Genomic DNA, 20,512 nt, shown 5'->3' with positions numbered 1-20,512 from the left:
TTGGTAGGAGGACAAGATTATGAAAATCAATAAGGCCATTCAAGAATTTGTAGATAGTGCGATTGCTTCAGGGTATGTTTCAAAAGAAGACCGTTACTATTTATTAAATCGCGTGCTTTATTTAGTGGGAGAAGAATCTTTTGAAAGTTCGAAAGAGGTGGCGCAACCTTCTTTATTAGATGCGATGGCAAACTTAGTGGAATCTGCCGTTGAAAGTGGGAAGATTGAAAACGACTCTGAAGAACGCGACTGGTTGGAACAAGAGTTAATGAACCTTGTGATTCCAAAGCCTTCTGAATTAAACCGTCTATTCTGGGATAAATACGAAGAAGGTCCTAAAGTTGCGACCGATGCGTTTTATAAAATCGCGCTTGATTTAAACTTAATTAAGGTGAAGGATATCGCTAAAAATATTTCCTTTAATGGAGAAACAGAGTATGGCGATTTAGAAATCACGATTAACTTATCAAAACCGGAAAAAACAAAAGAAGAAATCATCAAAGCAGCGCAGTCGAAGGATTTCAATTATCCTGCCAACCGTCTTTGCTTTGAAAACGTAGGCTACCATGGTCGTATCAACTGGCCAGGTCGCGCTAACCACCGTATTGTCGGAATGGAACTTGGCGGAGAGTCTTGGGGGTATCACTATTCTCCATATGCTTATTATTCTGAGCATGCCATCTTCTTGTCTGAAAACCTAGAACCAATGAAAGTGGACGAGGGAGCGTTTAGCCGACTCCTTGAAATCGTGACACAATTCCCGCATTATTTTGTAGGGTCAAACGCAGGACTTCCAATTGTTGGAGGATCGATTTTAAGTCATAACCACTATCAAGGAGGACGTTACGTATTCCCAATGAACCGTGCTAAAGTATTGGAAACTGGGATTTCTAAGAAATTTGACACCGTTGAAATCGAACGCCTTTACTGGCCGCTTTCTGCGCTTCGTCTTCGCGGGAATAACCGTGAGGAAGTATTTGAAGTGGCGGTTGATATTCTAAAAGCATGGGAAAACTACGAAAACAAAGATTTTGAAATTTTACGTGAATCAAACGGCGAACCGCATAATGCGATTACACCAATTGTGCGACGTCAAGGAGATGCGTATGAGTTTGATTTAGTATTACGTAACAACCGTACAACAGAGGAGTTTCCTGATGGAATTTTCCACCCACATGCGGATGTACAACATATTAAAAAAGAAAATATCGGTTTAATTGAAGTAATGGGGCTTGCGATTTTACCGCCACGTCTAGAACGTGAACTTCGCGAAGTGAGAGACTATCTCGTTGGAGAAGGAAGTCTTGAAGCTGTTGCAGAAATTCACCAAGAATGGGCGAAAGAATTAAAAGCACAAGCACCAACCAAAGAAACTGTAGACGCATTTTTACAAAAAGCGGTTAGTGCAAAATTCTGCCGCGTGTTAGAATATGCAGGCGTCTTTAAACAAACAAAAGAAGGCCAAGAAGCGTTCAGCGCCTTCATGCATGAATTTACGAAATAGTTAGAAAGGAAGTGCCGTATGACAATCCTCGCACTTGATACATCGAATAAGACATTATCGGTCGCTGTAGAACTGACAGACGGTACCATTATTGAACAGACGATTGAGAATACGTTGCAACATAGTGTTCTCCTTGTGCCAACCATCGAAGCCGTTTTTAACCAAGCAGGCATTACAGCCAAAGACTTAACAAAGGTCGTTGTTGCTGAAGGTCCTGGTTCTTATACAGGACTTCGAATTGGCGTTACCGTTGCAAAAACACTAGCGAAGAGTCTGGGGATTCCACTTGTGGGAGTCTCCAGTCTCGACGTCTTTTTACCGAACCTTGCTTCTAAAGTAGAAGTGGGAGAAGTCGTTGTGCCGTTTTTTGATGCTAGACGTGGAAATATTTTCGCAGTAGGTTATCAAAAGACTGATGAAGGCTTTAAAAAGGTGATCGCGGAACAACATATTTCATGGGATGATTTCTTGAAAGTGTTGCCGGAACATGCAGCGGGAGTGACTTTTGTAGGACAATTACAGTCGATTACAAAAGAAGCAATCGTAGAAAAAGGAGCGAGTGAGGCGAAGTGGCTTGAAGCAAGTGATGCTATCCCTCACGCAACATCGCTTATCGAATTAGGAAGAAATAAGGAAGCTGTTGACGCGGACGTCTTCGTACCAATGTACTTGAAACTGGCAGAAGCAGAAGAAAATTGGCAAGCTGAGCATCCTTTAGAAAAGGGGTCAGTGTATGTGGAACGAGTTTAAAGAACGCTTCATGCAGTGGTTTGAAAAAATCAAAGCACTGTTTTTAGAAGAAGCGCAACAGATGGATCCGGATCCGATTCGCGACCAGTTTGAGAACTTTGAAAAAAGAGTGATTCTTGGAAATGGGGCTCAGGCTAAAATCAGAATCGGTCTTCCAGAAGATGCCACTCGCATTTTTGAAGTGGAAAAAGCGGCCTATGACGGAGAGTCTCCATGGGCAAAGGACGTTCTTGAAAAAGACGTCGCACATAATCCAGCTGCCATTTATATTGTGCTGGAAGTGGAAGAGGAAATCGTTGGTTTCATCGGAGCGAGAACGACAGAGGGAACAGATTTACATATCACGAATGTTGCTGTACTACACGATTATCGCTTCTTGAATGTCGCAACTTTATTATTGAAAGCATTAGAAAAAATCGCCCGCGCGCTCGACAAGAAAGAAATTACGCTCGAAGCCCGCGTGTCGAATACAAAAGCCATTAAGCTCTATCGTAAAAATGGATACGAAGTTGTTGGTACAAAGGAAAATTACTACACTCCTGAAAATGAAGATGCCGTGGAAATGCTCTATGCATTACCGCCAAAAACACCGTCTTCATTCCATTCATCAGAGTATTCATTTACAAGATTACATCCAGCTGATTTAGCGATGGCAGAGGCATTAGTCGCATTAGTGCAAGAAAATTACGAGCATCCAAATAATTGGAGTGCCGAGAGTTTCCTTGCCGATTTAGAAAATCCAACAAACGCGTATTACGGAGTATGGATGCAACGCCAACTAGTTGGATTCCTTGGAGTCCAAAGCGTATTAGATGAGGCAACGATTACGAATATCGTGATTGCGAAAGACTATCAAGGTAAAGGTCTCGCGCAACGTTTATGGCAAATGGCCTTATACGATTTGAAGCAAAAAGACGTGAAAGTTGTTTTCCTAGAAGTACGTGAAAGCAACAAGCGTGCTCAATACTTATATGAAATTCTTGGGTTCGAAGCCTTCCACACGAGAAGTGATTATTACAGTGATCCAGTTGAAGATGCAATTGAATATCGCTTAGAAATAGAACAAAGATAGGAGGAGCAATATGAAAGAAACATTGATTCTAGCAATTGAAAGTAGTTGTGATGAGACAAGTGCAGCCGTGATTCAAAACGGGAACACCATCCTTTCAAATATTGTAGCCTCTCAAATTAAAAGTCATATGCGTTTTGGTGGAGTTGTGCCAGAGATTGCCAGCCGCCATCACGTCGAACAAATTACACAAGTCATTGACGAGGCTCTTGCAAAAGCAGGAAAGACGTTGGATGACATGGATGCCATCGCGGTGACGTATGGTCCAGGACTTGTCGGTGCTCTTTTAATTGGGATTTCTGCAGCGAAGGCCTTAGCTTTAGCGAGTGGAAAACCACTGATAGCAGTGAACCACATGGCAGGACATATTTACGCCAACCAACTTGTGGAACCTTTGCAATTTCCACTAATGGCGCTTGTAGTAAGTGGTGGACATACGGAACTTGTGTATATGCCAGAAGATGGCGAGTTCCAAATTATCGGAGAAACAAGAGATGATGCTGCAGGGGAAGCTTACGATAAGATTGGTCGTATTCTGAACTTGCCATATCCTGGTGGAAAGAAAATGGACGAACTAGCTCATCTTGGAACGGATACTTATGACTTCCCACGCGCGATGATTCATGAAGACCATTTTGATTTCAGTTTTAGTGGATTGAAATCGGCGGTCATCAATCGTGTGCATAACGCCAAACAAAAAGGTGAGGAGATTGTCCCTGAAGATTTAGCCGCAAGTTTCCAAGCCAGTGTAGTAGAAGTTCTTGTCGAAAAAACAAGACGTGCTCTGGAAGCCTATCCTGTAAAACAATTCGTGTTAGCAGGAGGAGTAGCTGCTAATAAGGGGCTTCGTACAGCGATGACGCAGATGATGGAAGAACACTACCCAGCAGTCACATTTTCCATCCCGCCATTGTCTCTTTGCGGGGATAATGCGGCGATGATTGGTGCTGCAGCCTATACAAAATACATGCAAAAAGACTTTGCAAATATGGATTTAAACGCAATTCCCGGACTTGAATTAGGGGATGAATAAAACTATTGCAAATTCAATTTGAGCATGGTATTATATTCGTGTTGCATTATGCATGCGAAAATAAATAACTCTGGATTAGCAAATAATTCAGGGCAGGAGGAATAGAAATGAAACAAGGAATTCACCCAGAATATCGTCCAGTAGTTTTCATGGATACAACTACAGGATTCAAATTCTTATCAGGTTCAACAAAGACTTCAAGTGAAACAGTTGTATGGGAAGACGGAAACGAATACCCATTACTACGTGTGGAAATCACTTCTGATTCTCACCCATTCTACACAGGTCGTCAAAAATTCACTCAAGCAGACGGACGTGTGGATCGTTTCAACAAAAAATACGGTCTCAAATAAGAACTTTACAAACTCTCTCACTTCGAGAGAGTTTTTTTGTGCGTAAAATTCAGTAATAACCGCCAAGGGCGGCGATTATGGTATTAGCAGGGATGGTGTGAAAAAGAGAATTCTGTTTTATCAGCCATTGTTTATTGAAACAAAATAGCGGGATACCGGAGAAAGCCTTGGAGTCTTTCTCCTTCGAAGCCTCAAACAAGCCGTAATGGATAAAATCCATAACGGCTTTTAATTCACATTCGATATGATTCCCCGCTATGGTTTCAATAAATGTCTGATAAGCGAATTCTCTTTTAATGTTTTTGAGCATTACCATAATCGCCTTCTTAGCATAAAACTCTACTCGAGGAGAGTGTACAAGTTCTATTCTCGACAAAGGGCAAGAGAGAAGGGATAGATTGTGTGCGTTTCATGAGGAAAGAGAATTCTTTTTATCAGTCATTGTTTATTGAAACAAAATAGCGGGATACCGGAGAAAGCCTTGGAGTCTTTCTCCTTCGAAGCCTCAAACAAGCCGTAATGGATAAATCCATAACGGCTTTTAATTCGCATTCGATATGATTCCCCGCTATGGTTTCAATAAATGTCTGATAAGCGAATTCTCTTTTAGTGTTTTCGTGCATTACCATAATCGCCTTCTTGGCATAAAACTCTACTCGAGGAGAGAGTTTGAAAGTTCTATTCGAGGCTAACGGCAAGGGAGAAGAAATAGAGTGTGTGCGTTTTATGAGGAGAGCAGATGTAACATTTTTGTTAGGTAACAAAAATGTTACATCATGGAGTAAGAGTGGAAATTAACAAATATGTTAATATTAGGCATAAAAAAACAGCCTTGCGAGACGCAAAGCTGTTTGAAATGTTATTTATATGTGTCTTCAAGTTTTGCCATGAATGCGCCAAGCCATGTACCGAATCCTAACATCACAACGCAAGCAAGGTATTGAACGATATCAAATCCAGCGTAGTTTGTTGGGATGATCATTACAGTTGAAGCAAGCACGATTCCGAAAATGAAGTGGAATAATTGTGGGTAAGCTTTCTTAAAGATGTAGTGTACAAGTTTTGAGAAGAGCGCTAATGTCACAAGTCCACCTAATGCGATTGGAAGGATTACGCTCATGTCTAATGTTTTGAAACCATCTGACATTTGTTTGTACATACCCATATATACGATGAAGTTTGATGGGCTAAGTCCAGGAACGATAATTCCTAAAGCAATTAATCCACCAGCAATCATCCAAGTGAAGAAGTTTGCTTCCACGCTACCGCCGATTGCATTTTCACCTAAATAAAGAAGTACGCATCCGCCAATAAATGACGCGAGTAGAATGATAATATCGCGTGTTGAGCGACCTTCTTTTCCAGCTTCTTTCCAAAGAGCAGGGATTGTTCCGACGATACATCCGATGAAGAACCAAAGGATGATTGTTTCAAAGTTTCCAAGTAAGTAACTTACGCCGAATGATAGAACTACGATGCCTGCAAGAGCACCGATTCCGACTGGTAAGAAGAATAATACGTTCTTCTTGAAGTCTTTTGTGACGTTTGCTAGGAAAGCAATCATGCGTTCATAAAGTCCAAAGATAGCAGCAAGTGCACCACCGCTGACACCTGGGAGGATAAATCCTGACCCGATGAACATTCCTTTAATGAATCGTAAGAACCAATCGTTTTTCTTTTGTTTATCTAATTGATGTTGAGTTGATCTTTGTTCCATAGTACCTCCAATAAATAATTCTGTCTTCTATTATACTGTAATTTGAAAGATGAGCAAGTAATGTTAAGTCTCTTAAGGAAAACTTTCCATTCATTGCGTGTTAAACGCTTTTTTGTTATACTTGAAGGGTGAAAGTTTATAGTTTTTATGACTTAAACAATCTAAATTTTCAAACTGAAAGGAGTTGAATGGATGAAAATTGCTGTAGTTACAGATAGCACGGCTTACTTAACAAAAGAAGAATATGCCGAATATGGTATTTACGTATTGCCGATGTCTGTTATTTTCGGACAAGAAACTTATCGAGAAGAGATTGATATTACTGCTGAAGAATTTTATGCAAAAGTAAAAAGCTCTCCAGTCTTTCCAACAAGTACACAACCAGCTGTAGGGGAAACATACGAATTATTCCACGAACTTGCAAAAGATTATGACGCTATTATTCCTATTACTATTTCTAGTGGAATTAGTGGAACTTACCAAACATGTGTGGCTGTTGCCGAAGATATGAAAGACGAAATAGCCATTTATCCAATCGATTCAGAGATTAGTTGTGCACCACAAGCGCGTGCAGTAAAACTAGCCGCTATCATGGTGAAATCTGGAGAATATTCACCAGAAGAAATCGTTGAAACAGTTCAACGTCTTGTAGATCGTACGACAGCTTACTTTATCGTTGATGATTTAAGCAACTTGCAACGTGGTGGACGTTTATCAGCAGGGGCTGCTTTAGTGGGTTCTATGTTGAAAATTAAGCCAATCTTGACATTCGTTGATAAGAAAATCGTTCCTTTTGAAAAGATTCGTACACAACAAAAAGCGATGAAACGAATTGAACAATTATTCGCGGACGAAACAGGAACAACAGATGGTGACGGCTATGAATTAGTCATCATCCATGCGAATGCTCCAGAAGCTGGTGAAGCTTGGAGACAAAAAATGCAAGAACAATATCCTAAATTACGCACTTCATTATCGTATTTTGGACCTGTAGTAGGAACTCACCTTGGTGAAGGTGCCCTAGGGTTCTCGTGGGATATCGTACAAGAAAAGAATTTAGAAAAATAAAGAGTGGGGGAACCCGCTCTTTTTCTTCATGAAACAGAGGGATACAAATGACACTTGTTGTAAAAAAGATGTTAGCCAACACGCTTAAAGAACTAATGAATGAAAAGCCGCTGACGAAGATTACTGTACAGGATTTAACGAAGAAATGCGGGATTAGTCGTCAAACGTTTTATAATCATTTCCATGATATTTATGAATTGGTCGAATGGATTTATTTAAATGAGGCGCATATCACGCTTGGTGAGAATATTTCTTATGAGAATTGGCAAGACGCCCTGGAGGCACTCTTCCAATATATGGATGACAATCGCAACTTTGTCCTTAACACGTATCGTTCTGTCAGCAAGGAAAATGTCGAGCGACTCTTGCAACGGGAAGTGGAGCGTTTCTTGACGGATTTGATTTTCAATGAAATTGATGTCAGTGGCGATGAAGCAGAGCAGGTACAATTCTCGATTGAGTTTTATACGTATGCACTCGTTGGTGTAGGGCTTGATTGGATTAGTCGTCAAATGCCAGCCACGGCTAAAGAACTCGTTGAAAAAATCGAACAAGTCATGATTGGAACGATTGTAGCTCGAATTTCTCAGTAAAAAACTTTACAATTCCATCCCAGTGTCCAAAGTTTGGACATTGGGATTTTTTTGTCTATGGTGTTTTTGGTGAAACGGGAGTAGAGTAATGCATGTAAAGAACAAAACCTGATTTTCAGGAAACAGGAGGAATTACTATGTATCATTCAAATGGAAATTACGAAGCATTTGCTCGCCCTAAAAAACCACAAGGCGTTGACCAAAAATCAGCTTACTTAGTTGGTTCAGGACTTGCATCCTTATCAGCAGCTGCATTCTTAATTAGAGACGGCCAAATGAAAGGAGAAAACATTCATATTTTAGAAGAACTTCCACTTGCAGGAGGAAGCTTAGATGGGATCTTAAATCCAACACGTGGATTCATTATTCGTGGGGGACGTGAAATGGAAGACCACTTCGAATGTTTATGGGATTTATTCAGATCAATCCCTTCATTAGAAGTGGAAGATGCCTCTGTGTTAGATGAGTTTTACTGGCTTAATAAAGAAGACCCTAACTTCTCACATTGCCGTGTAATTGAAAACAAAGGACAACGCATTCCAGATGATGGCCAATTCACTTTAAGCGATAAATCAAGCGAAGAAATGGTGAAACTATATATGACATCTGAATCTGAATTACAAGGGCTAAAAATTACCGATGTATTCAGTGAAGAGTTCTTCGAATCAAACTTCTGGACTTACTGGGCTAGTATGTTTGCTTTTGAAAAATGGCATTCAGCGATTGAAATGCGTCGTTACATCTTACGTTTCATTCACCATATCGATGGTCTACCTGACTTATCTGCATTGAAATTTACGAAATACAACCAATACGAATCACTCGTTTTACCACTCGTGAACTACTTGAAAAAACATAATGTTCAATTCGAATACGATACAGTTGTTAAAAATGTGATTGTTGAACATGTTGGAAGCGACATGATTGCGAAAGAACTTGTGTTAGAAGTAGGTGGTGTTTTAGAAACACGCAATCTTACAGAAAACGACTTAGTATTCGTGACAAACGGTAGTATTACTGCTGCAACAACATACGGAGATAACAATACTCCAGCTCCAATTTCAAAAGAATTAGGTGGGTCATGGAGCTTATGGAAAAACTTAGCCAAACAAGATGAACGCTTCGGACATCCAGAAGTATTCTGTGAAAACTTACCAGACCAAAGCTGGTTCGTTTCAGCTACAACAACTGTAAAAGACAAACGAATCGCTGAATACATTCAAAAAATCTCAAAACGTGATCCTTATGCTGGAAAAGTGGTAACAGGAGGAATCGTAACAGTTCGCGACTCAAATTGGATGATGAGCTACACATTAAACCGTCAACCACACTTTAAAGCACAAAGTAAAGATGAATTAGTCGTATGGATTTACGGATTATATTCAGGAATCAAAGGAAACTATGTGGAAAAACCAATCGAAGAATGTACAGGGATTGAAATCGCTGAAGAATGGTTATACCACATGGGTGTTCCAGAAGAATTGATTCATGAATTTGCTAGCGAAGGATGCAACACGGTTCCTTGCTACATGCCTTATATCACAAGCTACTTCATGGCTCGTAAAGATGGCGATCGTCCACTCGTTGTTCCAAATGGCTCTAAAAATATTGCCTTCATTGGTAACTTCGCTGAAACTCCACGAGATACAGTGTTTACAACAGAATATTCTGTTCGTACAGCGATGGAAGCTGTATATACATTGCTTGATGTCGATCGTGGTGTGCCAGAAGTATTTGCTTCAGCTTATGACTTACGCGTTCTTACAAAATCAACAAATCGCTTGATGGATGGTAAGAAATTAGCCGATGTGAAAGTTCCGTTCTTAGTGAAATTATTTGAAAAACGTGCTGTGAAGAAAATCAAAGGTACGATGGTTGAAGAACTTCTCAAAGATTCTAACTTAATCTAATGAGTGAAACCTCTCTAAGTCTATTAGAGAGGTTTTTTCGTATCTTTTGTTGAGGTGATAGATATGAATATCGTTAGAACGAAAACAGGAGAATTGATTCATGCCACACAAATTAAAGAAGATGAAGTTTATTTTTGCCCGGAATGTGGAGAAGAAGTGACCAAGAAGGTTTCCAGAAATGGAGTGGTGTTTTTTTCGCACATCCCAAAGAAACATAGGCAGGAAGAAACAATCGCTCATCAAGAAGGAAAGCATCTATTGCTAGAGAGTTTGAAAAGTCATGGCTTTCATGCAGAACTCGAGCCGTATGTGTCGTCTATTGAACAGATTCCAGATATTGTCGTGACAGAAGGAGAGCGTGCGTGGTGTATCGAATATCAATGCAGTGTGATTCCTACAGAAGAGATAGTGGAACGGACGAGACATCTGGGAGAAGTTGGCATGTCAGTCGATTGGATTTTAGGAGAAAATTATGAGAGTCAACATAAACTGACGGATACCTTTAGTTACTTAATGAAGTATCATCCACAACTCGGGAATTTCCTGATTTTCTTTGTGAATGGAGAAATGATTTTTCATACGCAAATCAAAGTGAAACCTCGCTCGCAGCAGATGACGTTTCAAGTCGTACGCGTGCCGCTTTTACAGTTTTCATGGAAAAAGTGGAGAAAGATGGTCGGGGATTCCGTTCCAGTCAAAGCACATCTAAAACCAGTTGATGCGATAGAATGGACGCCACGAGACACGATGCTCTTTAAAAAATTAGCGTCGCCACTGACGAGGTCGTTTCTAGTGAAGTTATATCGCTGCAGACAGACGCTTGAGGACTTGCCGAGCCGCTTCTTGACCTTTCCAATCTATACAGAAACGTTTAAGGTTCCCAATCTTGTCTGGAAGGGTCATGCGTGGATTTTGTTGGAACAAATGGCCTTTAAGGGAGACATTGAAATGATGGAGTTTGTAAGGAGAGTAGAAGAAGTATGGCGACCACTGATGCGCCCTGTTCAAAATCCCCAAAGTCAGATGGAGGCGTGCCTCTGGGAGCTATTAGATGAGCTTTTGGCCGATAAAAAAATAAGGCTAGGGTATCCAAAATCAAAAATGAACCGTTTGCAAAGCAAGGGTGATTTTGGTAAAATATTAGTGAGTGTAGAGGGATGAATAGGCAAATAGAGATAATTATGGTAACTGTATATCCAATTATTTAATCCTTTCAACTATACTTGCAAAACGCATTTATAGGCATAATTATTTGATGAAGATTTGTCATCATCCTCCTATCTGGGGCTGTGGAAAAACCATGGCCCCTTCCTAGTTTGCTAGGGCAATATCAGGGCACGTATCGTGCAAGGAAAGGAAGTTTTACATGAAATATTCAGAAGAAGGATTACAATATCATATTCACACACGTAAAGGCGATGTAGGTCGGTATGTGATTTTACCAGGGGACCCAAAACGTTGCGCGAAAATCGCAGAGCATTTTGAAGATGCGAAACTAGTGGCGGATAACCGCGAGTACGTGACATACACAGGATACTTAGATGGAGAAAAAGTCAGTGTGACATCAACAGGGATTGGTGGACCATCTGCTGCCATCGCGCTTGAAGAATTAGTACGCAGTGGGGCAGATACTTTTGTCCGTGTTGGAACATGTGGCGGAATTGATATCGACGTTAAAGGTGGCGATATCGTGATTGCGACAGGTGCGATTCGTACAGAAGGAACAACACGCGAGTACGCACCGATCGAATTTCCAGCGATTGCGAACTACGATGTCGTAACAGCGCTTCTAAATGCTGGTAAGAGCTTAGGCTACACAACACACGCAGGAGTTGTTCAATGTAAAGATTCATTCTACGGACAACATGAACCTCAAGTGATGCCAGTAAGCTATGACTTACAAAATAAATGGGAAGCTTGGAAACGTCTTGGCGTGAAGGCTTCTGAAATGGAATCAGCAGCGTTATTCGTGGTGGCTAGCCATTTAGGAGTTCGCGTTGGATCTACTTTCCTAGTAGTAGGGAACCAAGAGCGTGAAGCAGCAGGGTTATCAAACCCAATCGTTCATGATACAGAAGCAGCGATTAAAGTGGCTGTTGAAGCACTTCGTAACTTAATTAAAGAAGACCGCGCTAAATAAGAAAGAGGGATTTTATGGAAATCAAAGAGATTTTAAAAACAGTAGACCATACTTTATTATTACCAGCATCTACTTGGAGTGAAATTAAAGAGATTTTGGATGATGCGATGAAATACGAAACAGCGTCAGCATGTATCCCAGCTTCTTTTGTTAAACGTGCGAGCGAATACGTGAATGGCAAATTAGCCATCTGTACCGTTATCGGATTCCCGAACGGCTATAGCACAACTGCGACAAAAGTCTTCGAGACAAAAGATGCCATCCAAAACGGAGCTAGTGAAATCGATATGGTGATTAATATCGGTGATGTGAAAGATGGACGCTTCGATGTAGTGGAAGATGAAATTCGTCAAATCCATGAAGCGTGTAATGGACATATCTTAAAAGTCATTATCGAAACAGCGCTTCTTACCGAAGAAGAAATCATCAAGATGTGTGAAGTTGTGACTAGAGCAGGAGCTGAATTCATTAAGACATCAACAGGTTTCTCAACTGCAGGTGCAACATTTGAGCACGTGGCATTAATGAAGAAACACGTTGGCGAAGGTGTTCTTGTGAAGGCTGCAGGCGGAATTTCTAGCATTGAAGATGCTGAAAAATTCATCGAATTAGGAGCAAGTCGTCTTGGAACAAGTCGGATTGTGAAAATCGTGAAGAATCAATCCGTAGAAGAGGGTACCTATTAACCTCGAAAAACCAGATAAAATCTAAATTTCCCAAGTGTTGTCGACCTTGACGGCACTTGGGATTTTGTGTATAATAATATAACGCAATAAGTGTGGATTTTAATCGGTATGAGGGGTTGAAATATTGTCCAATTCCTTACAAATAAAGGCTTAAAACAAAAGAATTTGCATTTTTCACAAATGACAGCAAACAATTCTTTTGGTTTTTTTTTGTTTAAAAATCGACCGAAATCTTCATTTGTTACGAACTTTTAATAAATGTCATCAAAATGTAACATTTATCAATACTAATTTTATAGGGGTGGAAGAGTTGGCACATCATGATGTGAAATACGGTAGACACCGTGTGCGTAGAAGTTATGCACGAATCAGTGAAGTATTAGAATTACCTAATCTGATTGAAATCCAAACAGATTCTTACCAATGGTTCCTAGATGAAGGTATCCGCGAAATGTTCAAGGATATTTCTCCAATCGAAGACCACACTGGTAACTTGTCATTGGAATTCTTAGATTACGAATTACATGCTCCAAAATATAACATACAAGAAGCTAGAAACCACGACGCAAATTACGCGGCTCCAATTTACGTGAAAATGCGTTTAGTGAACAAAGAAACTGGCGAAGTAAAAGACCAAGAAGTATTCTTCGGTGACTTCCCATTAATGACTGAAATGGGTACATTTATCATTAATGGTGCAGAGCGTGTAATTGTATCTCAATTAGTTCGTTCTCCTGGTGCTTATTTCCATGACAGACCTGACAAAAACGGTAAACAATTATATGGTTCAACATTAATTCCAAACCGTGGTGCATGGTTAGAGTACGAAACAGACTCAAAAGACATTTCTTATGTACGTATCGACCGTACTCGTAAAATCCCATTAACGGTATTAGTTCGTGCGTTAGGTTTTGGTTCAGATGACCTTATCCAAGAAATCTTCGGAGATAGCGAAACATTACGTTTAACATTAGATAAAGATGTTCATAAACGTATGGATGAATCTCGTACAGAAGAAGCATTAAAAGATATTTATGACCGTCTACGTCCTGGTGAACCAAAAACAGCTGAAAGTTCACGTAACTTATTAACAGCTCGTTTCTTCGACCCACGCCGCTATGACTTAGCAGCAGTTGGACGTTATAAAGTCAACAAGAAATTAAACCTTAAAACTCGTTTATTACACCAAACAATCGCTGAGAACTTAGTAGATCCTGAAACAGGAGAAATCGTTGTTGAAAAAGGAACTGTTCTTGAGCGCGACGTAATGGAAAAAGTAGTAGAAGTACTTGAAAAAGGTGCAAACTTATTTACATTACATCCATCAGAAGACGGTGTGATTAAAGACCCTGTAACAATTCAAACAGTAGAAGTTTATTCACCAGCTGACCCAGAACGCGTGATTAAAATCATCGGTAACGGAAACGTTGCTGAAGACGTGAAACACGTAACTGCAAGCGACATTATCGCAACAATCAGCTACTTCTTAAACCTTTACGAAGGAATCGGTACAACAGACGACATCGACCACTTAGGAAACCGTCGTATCCGTTCAGTAGGGGAATTATTACAAAACCAATTCCGTATCGGGTTATCTCGTATGGAACGTGTGGTTCGCGAACGTATGTCTATCCAAGACACTGCGACAGTGACACCACAACAATTAGTCAATATTCGTCCAGTCGTTGCGGCAATTAAAGAGTTCTTCGGATCTTCTCAATTATCACAATTCATGGACCAAACAAACCCATTAGGAGAGTTAACACACAAACGCCGTCTATCAGCGTTAGGACCTGGTGGTTTGACTCGTGACCGTGCCGGATATGAAGTTCGTGACGTTCACTATTCTCACTATGGCCGTATGTGTCCTATCGAAACTCCTGAGGGACCAAACATCGGGTTGATCAACAGCTTATCAACATATGCGAAGATCAACAAATATGGTTTCATCGAAACTCCATACCGTCGTGTAGACTGGAACACTCATAAAGTTACAGATAAAATCGACTACTTAACAGCTGACGAAGAAGATAGCTTCGTAGTAGCGCAAGCGAACTCTCCATTAAATGAAGACGGAAGCTTCGTGAACGATGTTGTTATGGCGCGTTACGTATCTGAAAACTTAGAAGTGCCAGTAGACCGCGTGGACTACATGGACGTTTCTCCAAAACAAGTAGTTGCAGTTGCGACAGCATGTATCCCATTCTTAGAAAACGACGACTCAAACCGTGCGTTGATGGGTGCGAACATGCAACGTCAAGCTGTTCCATTGTTAAATCCAAAAGCACCATTTATCGGTACAGGTATGGAATACGTATCTGCGCATGACTCAGGGGTTGCCTTGTTATGTAAACGCGATGGTGTTGTCGAATTCGTTGATGCTAAAGAAGTACGTGTACGTACAGCTGATGGCTCATTAGATACTTACCAAATCACTAAGTTCCACGGATCAAACGCGGGTATGTGTTACAACCAACGTCCAATCGTGGCACAAGGGGATAAAGTGGTTAAAGGCGAAATCCTAGCAGACGGACCTTCTATGGAAAAAGGTGAATTAGCATTAGGACAAAACGTTCTAGTAGCGTTCATGACTTGGGAAGGTTACAACTACGAGGATGCGGTTATCATGAGTGAACGTTTAGTGAAAGACGATGTGTATACATCAATCCACATCGACGACTACGATTCAGAAGCTCGTGATACAAAACTTGGACCTGAAGAAATTACTCGTGAGATTCCAAACGTTGGGGAAGACGCATTGAAGAACCTTGACGCTGACGGAATTATCCGTATCGGTGCCGAAGTTAAAGATGGTGACATCTTAGTCGGTAAAGTAACTCCTAAAGGGTTAACAGAACAATCACCAGAAGAACGTTTATTACACGCAATCTTCGGTGAAAAAGCTCGTGAAGTTCGTGACACGTCTCTACGTGTACCTCACGGCGGTGGCGGTATTGTCCGCGATGTACGTGTGTTCACACGTGCAGCAGGTGATGAATTAGCACCTGGCGTAAACAAATTAGTTCGTGTATATATTGTACAAAAACGTAAAATCAATGAAGGGGATAAGATGGCCGGACGTCACGGTAATAAAGGGGTTGTTTCCCGTATTATGCCGGAAGAAGATATGCCATTCTTACCAGATGGAACACCAGTTGACATCATGTTAAACCCATTAGGGGTACCTTCACGTATGAACATCGGACAAGTGTTAGAGTTACACTTAGGGATGGCTGCTCGTGAATTAGGTATTTACATCGCTACACCAGTATTCGATGGTGCACAAGATGAAGACGTATGGGGAACTGTTGCAGAAGCGGGTATGGCTCGTGATGCGAAAACAATTCTATATGATGGACGTACAGGTGAACCATTCGATAACCGTGTGTCAGTAGGGGTTATGTACATGATCAAACTTGCCCACATGGTTGACGACAAACTTCACGCTCGTTCAATTGGACCATACTCACTCGTTACACAACAACCTCTTGGAGGTAAAGCGCAATTTGGTGGACAACGTTTCGGGGAAATGGAAGTATGGGCACTAGAAGCTTATGGTGCTGCTTATACATTACAAGAAATCCTAACGTACAAATCAGATGACGTTGTTGGTCGTGTGAAGACTTACGAATCAATCGTTAAAGGTCAACAAATTTCACGTCCAGGAGTTCCAGAATCATTCCGCGTATTAGTAAAAGAATTACAAGCTTTAGGTCTTGATATGAAAGTACTTGACGCACAAGATGAAGAAATCAAACTTGAAGATATGGACGAAGACGAAGGAATTCGTTTCAGTGACGTTGAAAGAACAAATGATAGACGTGCTCAATTAGATGAGTATTCTGATCGTGCAGCTGAATTATCAGCAGCAGAAGAAGCAGCTGATACAGCTGAAGAAGATGCAGCCGATGTAGAAGACGTTGAAGACAATTTTGATACTGACGAAGAGTAATAGAACTATTGGAATCGTAGGGCAATTCCAAAAGAAAGGGAGGTAGGCCCCTTGATAGATGTAAATAATTTTGAAAGTATGCAGATTGGGTTAGCTTCTCCGGAGAAAATCCGTGAGTGGTCACATGGTGAAGTTACAAAACCAGAAACAATCAACTACCGTACTTTAAAACCAGAACGCGATGGTTTATTCTGCGAGAAAATCTTTGGTCCAACAAAAGACTTAGAATGTTCTTGTGGTAAATTAAAGAAAATCAACAACAAAGGGAAAGTCTGCGATCGTTGTGGCGTTGAAGTAACGCGCTCAAAAGTTCGTCGTGAACGTATGGGACACATCGAATTAGCAGCTCCAGTATCACACGTGTGGTACTTCAAAGGCATTCCAAGCCGCATGGGACTTGTGTTAGACATGAGTCCACGTGCGTTGGAAGAAGTCATTTATTTTGCAAGCTACGTTGTTATCGACGCTGGCGACACAACATTAATGCACAAACAATTATTAACTGAACGTGAATACCGTGAAAAACGTGCAGAATTCGGAACTCGTTTCCATGCTGCAATGGGTGCGGAAGCTGTTCAAGAGTTATTAAACAACGTTGACTTAGACGCTGAAATCGCTGAATTAAAAGAAGAGTTGAAAACAGCTCAAGGTCAAAAACGTACTCGTGCAATCCGTCGTTTAGATATTTTAGATGCCTTCAAAGAATCAGGAAATCAACCTGGATGGATGGTAATGGATGTTATTCCAGTTATCCCACCAGATTTACGTCCAATGGTTCAATTAGAAGGTGGACGTTTTGCAACAAGTGACTTGAACGATTTATACCGTCGTGTGATTAACCGTAATAACCGTCTAAAACGTTTATTAGAATTAAACGCACCACGTATCATCGTTCAAAACGAAAAACGTATGTTACAAGAAGCAGTGGATGCTTTAATCGATAATGGTCGTCGTGGCCGTCCAGTAACTGGACCAGGTAACCGTCCATTGAAATCATTAAGCCACATGCTTAAAGGGAAACAAGGTCGTTTCCGTCAAAACCTACTTGGTAAACGTGTAGACTACTCTGGACGTTCTGTAATCGTAGTAGGACCAAACTTGAAGATGTACCAATGTGGTCTTCCTAAAGAAATGGCGATTGAATTATTCAAACCTTTCGTAATGAAAGAATTAGTTGAACGTGAAATCGCTGGAAACATCAAGAGCGCTAAACGTAAAATTGAACGTTTAGATGACGATATTTGGGGAATCCTTGAAGAAGTAATTCGTGAGCACCCAGTTCTATTGAACCGTGCACCTACGCTTCACAGATTAGGGATTCAAGCGTTCGAACCAACTCTAGTAGAAGGTCGTGCGATTCGTCTTCACCCATTAGTGTGTGAAGCCTACAATGCCGACTTTGACGGAGACCAAATGGCGGTTCACGTGCCACTATCTCAAGAAGCTCAAGCTGAAGCTCGCTTATTAATGTTAGCGGCTCAAAACATCCTAAACCCTAAAGATGGTAAACCAGTTGTTACACCATCTCAAGACATGGTTTTAGGGAACTATTACTTAACAATGGAACAAGAAGGCCGTGTTGGTGAAGGTATGTTCTTCAAAGACATGGACGAAGCAATCTTGGCTTACAACAATGGATATGTTCATTTACACAGCCGTATTGCAATTCCTGCAAGCTCACTTCCACATAAACCATTTACAGAGTGGCAAAAAGAGAGAATGATGGTAACGACTGTTGGTAAATTATTATTCAACGAAATCATGCCAAACGAATTCCCTTACTTAAATGAGCCAACAATGGAAAACTTAGAAGTGGCTACACCAGATAAATACTTCTTAGAAGCAGGGGCAAACATTAAAGAAGAAATCGCAGGACGCGAAATCGTTGCACCATTCAAGAAGAAAAACTTAGGTCAAATCATCGCCGAAGTGTTCAAACGATTCCATATCACTGAAACTTCAATGATGTTAGACCGTATGAAAGACTTAGGATATAAATTCTCAACTCGTGCTGGTTTAACAGTAGGGATTGCAGATATTTCAGTTGCGGACAACAAGAAAGAAATTCTTGAAGAAGCACATAAACAAGTCGACAACATCTCTAAATTATTCCGTCGTGGTTTAATTACAGATGATGAACGTTATGAACGTGTTATCGAAACATGGAACAAAGCGAAAGATGATATCCAAAAAGCGTTAATTCGCACATTAGGTTCTCGTAACCCAATCTTCATGATGAGTGATTCTGGAGCCCGTGGTAACATCTCTAACTTTACTCAGCTTGCTGGTATGCGTGGATTGATGGCCGCTCCTAACGGTAAGATCATGGAATTACCGGTAACATCAAACTTCCGTGAAGGGTTAACCGTTATGGAAATGTTCTTGTCTACTCACGGTGCTCGTAAAGGGATGACCGATACGGCCTTGAAGACAGCCGACTCAGGTTACTTAACTCGTCGTTTAGTAGACGTTGCGCAAGATGTGATCATTCGTGAAACAGACTGCGGAAGCGATCGTGGTTTAACAATTACTGCGATTAAAGAAGGAAATGAAGTCATTGAAACACTTGAAGAACGTATGTTAGGACGTTACGCACAACGTTCAGTGAAACATCCTGAAACAGGTGAAGTGTTAGTAGCACGCAATGAAATCATTACTGAAGATATTGCTCGTAAGATTATCGAAGCTGGAATCGAAGAAATTACAATTCGTTCAGCCTTCACATGTGATACAAAACATGGGGTATGTAAATACTGTTACGGACGTAACTTAGCTACAGGTTCAGAAGTTGAAGTTGGGGAAGCAGTTGGTACAATTGCCGCTCAATCAATCGGGGAACCTGGTACACAGTTAACAATGCGTACGTTCCATACCGGTGGGGTTGCCGGAGACGATATTACTCAAGGTTTACCTCGTATCCAAGAAATCTTCGAAGCGCGTAATCCTAAAGGGGTTGCGACAATCAGTGAAGTAGCGGGTGAAGTAGTTTCTATCGAAGAAAATGCTGGAAGTCGTACAAAAGAAATTACGATTAAAGGTTCTACAGATACTCGTTCTTATACAGTTCCATTTACAGCTCGTCTAAAAGTGGAAGAAGGACAAATCATCGATCGTGGTGCTCCATTAACAGAAGGTTCTATCGATCCTAAAGAATTATTACGTGTTCGTGATGTATTATCAGTTGAAAACTACTTATTACGTGAAGTACAAAAAGTATACCGTATGCAAGGGGTAGAAATCGGCGATAAACACGTTGAGGTAATGGTTCGTCAAATGTTACGTAAAGTTCGCGTAATGGATCCAGGTTCAACTGAAATCCTTCCAGGAACATTACTTGATATTGCAGACTTTACAGAACGTAACCGTTCTGCAATCATGAACGGTGAAGTACCTGCGACAGCTCGTCCTGTATTATTAGGTATTACAAAAGCTTCATTAGAAACAAACAGCTTCTTGTCTGCTGCATCATTCCAAGAAACAACTCGTGTCTTGACAGATGCTTCTATCCGCGGCAAGAAAGACCACTTACTAGGATTGAAAGAAAATGTTATCATCGGTAAGATCATCCCTGCTGGTACAGGTATGGCTCGTTACCGCAATATGGAAACAAGTACTTCAGAACCAGTATTACCAGTGGAACAAACAGAAGGTTTAGTTGGGGAACCAGCAACTTCTGAAGAAGACACAAATGAATAATCTGTGACTTTAAGCACCCTGTAGTGAAAGCTACAGGGTGT

The 20,512-nt window shown here is 40.8% G+C and carries 14 protein-coding genes and 1 pseudogene; 13 read left to right on the top strand and 2 right to left on the bottom strand.

Going from position 1 to position 20,512, the window contains the following annotated elements; all coding sequences use genetic code 11:
* The first annotated feature begins 19 nt into the window (after positions 1-19).
* From O3798_RS07225 to O3798_RS07205, 5 genes are all read left to right on the top strand, one after another.
* On the top strand, positions 20-1,504 hold the full coding sequence (locus O3798_RS07225; protein WP_371464104.1) for a UDP-glucose--hexose-1-phosphate uridylyltransferase: 1,485 nt from the start codon (positions 20-22) through the stop codon (positions 1,502-1,504).
* A gap of 18 nt (positions 1,505-1,522) precedes the next feature.
* Positions 1,523-2,254 carry a tRNA (adenosine(37)-N6)-threonylcarbamoyltransferase complex dimerization subunit type 1 TsaB gene (tsaB, locus tag O3798_RS07220; RefSeq protein ID WP_371464103.1) on the top strand — a complete coding sequence of 244 codons (732 nt, stop codon included), beginning with the start codon at positions 1,523-1,525 and terminating at the stop codon, positions 2,252-2,254.
* On the top strand, positions 2,238-3,326 hold the full coding sequence (rimI, locus tag O3798_RS07215; RefSeq protein WP_371464102.1) for a ribosomal protein S18-alanine N-acetyltransferase: 1,089 nt from the start codon (positions 2,238-2,240) through the stop codon (positions 3,324-3,326). The genes tsaB and rimI overlap by 17 nt, the downstream gene beginning before the upstream one ends.
* Positions 3,327-3,336: 10 nt before the next feature.
* Positions 3,337-4,356, top strand: coding sequence for a tRNA (adenosine(37)-N6)-threonylcarbamoyltransferase complex transferase subunit TsaD (tsaD, locus tag O3798_RS07210; RefSeq protein WP_048713519.1), 1,020 nt, complete (start codon positions 3,337-3,339; stop codon positions 4,354-4,356).
* A 107-nt stretch (positions 4,357-4,463) separates the two neighbouring features.
* Complete coding sequence (locus O3798_RS07205) at positions 4,464-4,709, top strand: type B 50S ribosomal protein L31 (RefSeq protein WP_048713517.1); 246 nt, start codon at positions 4,464-4,466, stop codon at positions 4,707-4,709.
* Positions 4,710-4,758: 49 nt separating this feature from the next.
* Here O3798_RS07205 and O3798_RS07200 read toward each other — a convergent pair whose 3' ends face one another.
* Together O3798_RS07200 and O3798_RS07195 are read right to left on the bottom strand one after the other, a co-directional pair.
* Complete coding sequence (locus O3798_RS07200) at positions 4,759-5,025, bottom strand: hypothetical protein (RefSeq protein ID WP_371464101.1); 267 nt, start codon at positions 5,023-5,025, stop codon at positions 4,759-4,761.
* 543 nt (positions 5,026-5,568) lie between these two features.
* Positions 5,569-6,426 (bottom strand): DUF368 domain-containing protein, encoded by an 858-nt coding sequence (locus O3798_RS07195; RefSeq protein WP_371464100.1) that lies wholly within the window; start codon positions 6,424-6,426, stop codon positions 5,569-5,571.
* A 192-nt stretch (positions 6,427-6,618) separates the two neighbouring features.
* On the opposite strand from O3798_RS07195, the gene O3798_RS07190 reads away from it, so the two are divergent.
* The 8 genes and pseudogenes from O3798_RS07190 to rpoC all read left to right on the top strand — a co-directional run bounded on the left by O3798_RS07190 (position 6,619) and on the right by rpoC (position 20,471).
* The gene (locus tag O3798_RS07190; RefSeq protein ID WP_371464099.1) at positions 6,619-7,494 is read left to right on the top strand and encodes a DegV family protein; all 876 of its coding nucleotides are present in this window, start codon (positions 6,619-6,621) and stop codon (positions 7,492-7,494) included.
* A gap of 47 nt (positions 7,495-7,541) precedes the next feature.
* Positions 7,542-8,087 (top strand): TetR/AcrR family transcriptional regulator C-terminal domain-containing protein, encoded by a 546-nt coding sequence (locus O3798_RS07185; RefSeq protein WP_371464098.1) that lies wholly within the window; start codon positions 7,542-7,544, stop codon positions 8,085-8,087.
* A gap of 137 nt (positions 8,088-8,224) precedes the next feature.
* Positions 8,225-9,997, top strand: a complete 1,773-nt coding sequence (locus O3798_RS07180) for an oleate hydratase (protein WP_371464097.1) — start codon at positions 8,225-8,227, stop codon at positions 9,995-9,997.
* A gap of 63 nt (positions 9,998-10,060) precedes the next feature.
* Positions 10,061-11,158, top strand: a complete 1,098-nt coding sequence (locus O3798_RS07175) for a competence protein CoiA (RefSeq protein WP_371464096.1) — start codon at positions 10,061-10,063, stop codon at positions 11,156-11,158.
* 205 nt (positions 11,159-11,363) lie between these two features.
* The gene (gene udp / locus O3798_RS07170; RefSeq protein WP_048784234.1) at positions 11,364-12,137 is read left to right on the top strand and encodes a uridine phosphorylase; all 774 of its coding nucleotides are present in this window, start codon (positions 11,364-11,366) and stop codon (positions 12,135-12,137) included.
* 14 nt (positions 12,138-12,151) lie between these two features.
* Positions 12,152-12,823 carry a deoxyribose-phosphate aldolase gene (deoC, locus tag O3798_RS07165; RefSeq protein WP_371464095.1) on the top strand — a complete coding sequence of 224 codons (672 nt, stop codon included), beginning with the start codon at positions 12,152-12,154 and terminating at the stop codon, positions 12,821-12,823.
* Between the two features lie 301 nt (positions 12,824-13,124).
* Positions 13,125-16,599, top strand: a pseudogene (gene rpoB / locus O3798_RS07160) (DNA-directed RNA polymerase subunit beta); the annotation flags it as partial.
* A 227-nt stretch (positions 16,600-16,826) separates the two neighbouring features.
* Positions 16,827-20,471, top strand: a complete 3,645-nt coding sequence (gene rpoC / locus O3798_RS07155; RefSeq protein WP_371464094.1) for a DNA-directed RNA polymerase subunit beta' — start codon at positions 16,827-16,829, stop codon at positions 20,469-20,471.
* Positions 20,472-20,512: the final 41 nt, after the last annotated feature.

Origin of the sequence: Granulicatella sp. 20925_1_45 (assembly GCF_041433555.1) — a bacterium.
Lineage (GTDB): Bacteria > Bacillota > Bacilli > Lactobacillales > Aerococcaceae > Granulicatella.
Note: the sequence above shows the minus strand (reverse complement) of the source record. Positions and strands in the feature narration are given on the sequence as shown.

Coding starts and splice junctions, on each gene's coding strand:
- O3798_RS07190 (WP_371464099.1), top strand. CDS start 6,619: ATGAAAATTGCTGTAGTTACAGATAGCACGGCTTACTTAACAAAAGAA.
- O3798_RS07185 (WP_371464098.1), top strand. CDS start 7,542: ATGACACTTGTTGTAAAAAAGATGTTAGCCAACACGCTTAAAGAACTA.
- O3798_RS07175 (WP_371464096.1), top strand. CDS start 10,061: ATGAATATCGTTAGAACGAAAACAGGAGAATTGATTCATGCCACACAA.
- O3798_RS07195 (WP_371464100.1), bottom strand. CDS start 6,426: ATGGAACAAAGATCAACTCAACATCAATTAGATAAACAAAAGAAAAAC.
- O3798_RS07205 (WP_048713517.1), top strand. CDS start 4,464: ATGAAACAAGGAATTCACCCAGAATATCGTCCAGTAGTTTTCATGGAT.
- tsaD (WP_048713519.1), top strand. CDS start 3,337: ATGAAAGAAACATTGATTCTAGCAATTGAAAGTAGTTGTGATGAGACA.
- udp (WP_048784234.1), top strand. CDS start 11,364: ATGAAATATTCAGAAGAAGGATTACAATATCATATTCACACACGTAAA.
- O3798_RS07225 (WP_371464104.1), top strand. CDS start 20: ATGAAAATCAATAAGGCCATTCAAGAATTTGTAGATAGTGCGATTGCT.
- deoC (WP_371464095.1), top strand. CDS start 12,152: ATGGAAATCAAAGAGATTTTAAAAACAGTAGACCATACTTTATTATTA.
- tsaB (WP_371464103.1), top strand. CDS start 1,523: ATGACAATCCTCGCACTTGATACATCGAATAAGACATTATCGGTCGCT.
- O3798_RS07200 (WP_371464101.1), bottom strand. CDS start 5,025: ATGGTAATGCTCAAAAACATTAAAAGAGAATTCGCTTATCAGACATTT.
- rimI (WP_371464102.1), top strand. CDS start 2,238: ATGTGGAACGAGTTTAAAGAACGCTTCATGCAGTGGTTTGAAAAAATC.
- O3798_RS07180 (WP_371464097.1), top strand. CDS start 8,225: ATGTATCATTCAAATGGAAATTACGAAGCATTTGCTCGCCCTAAAAAA.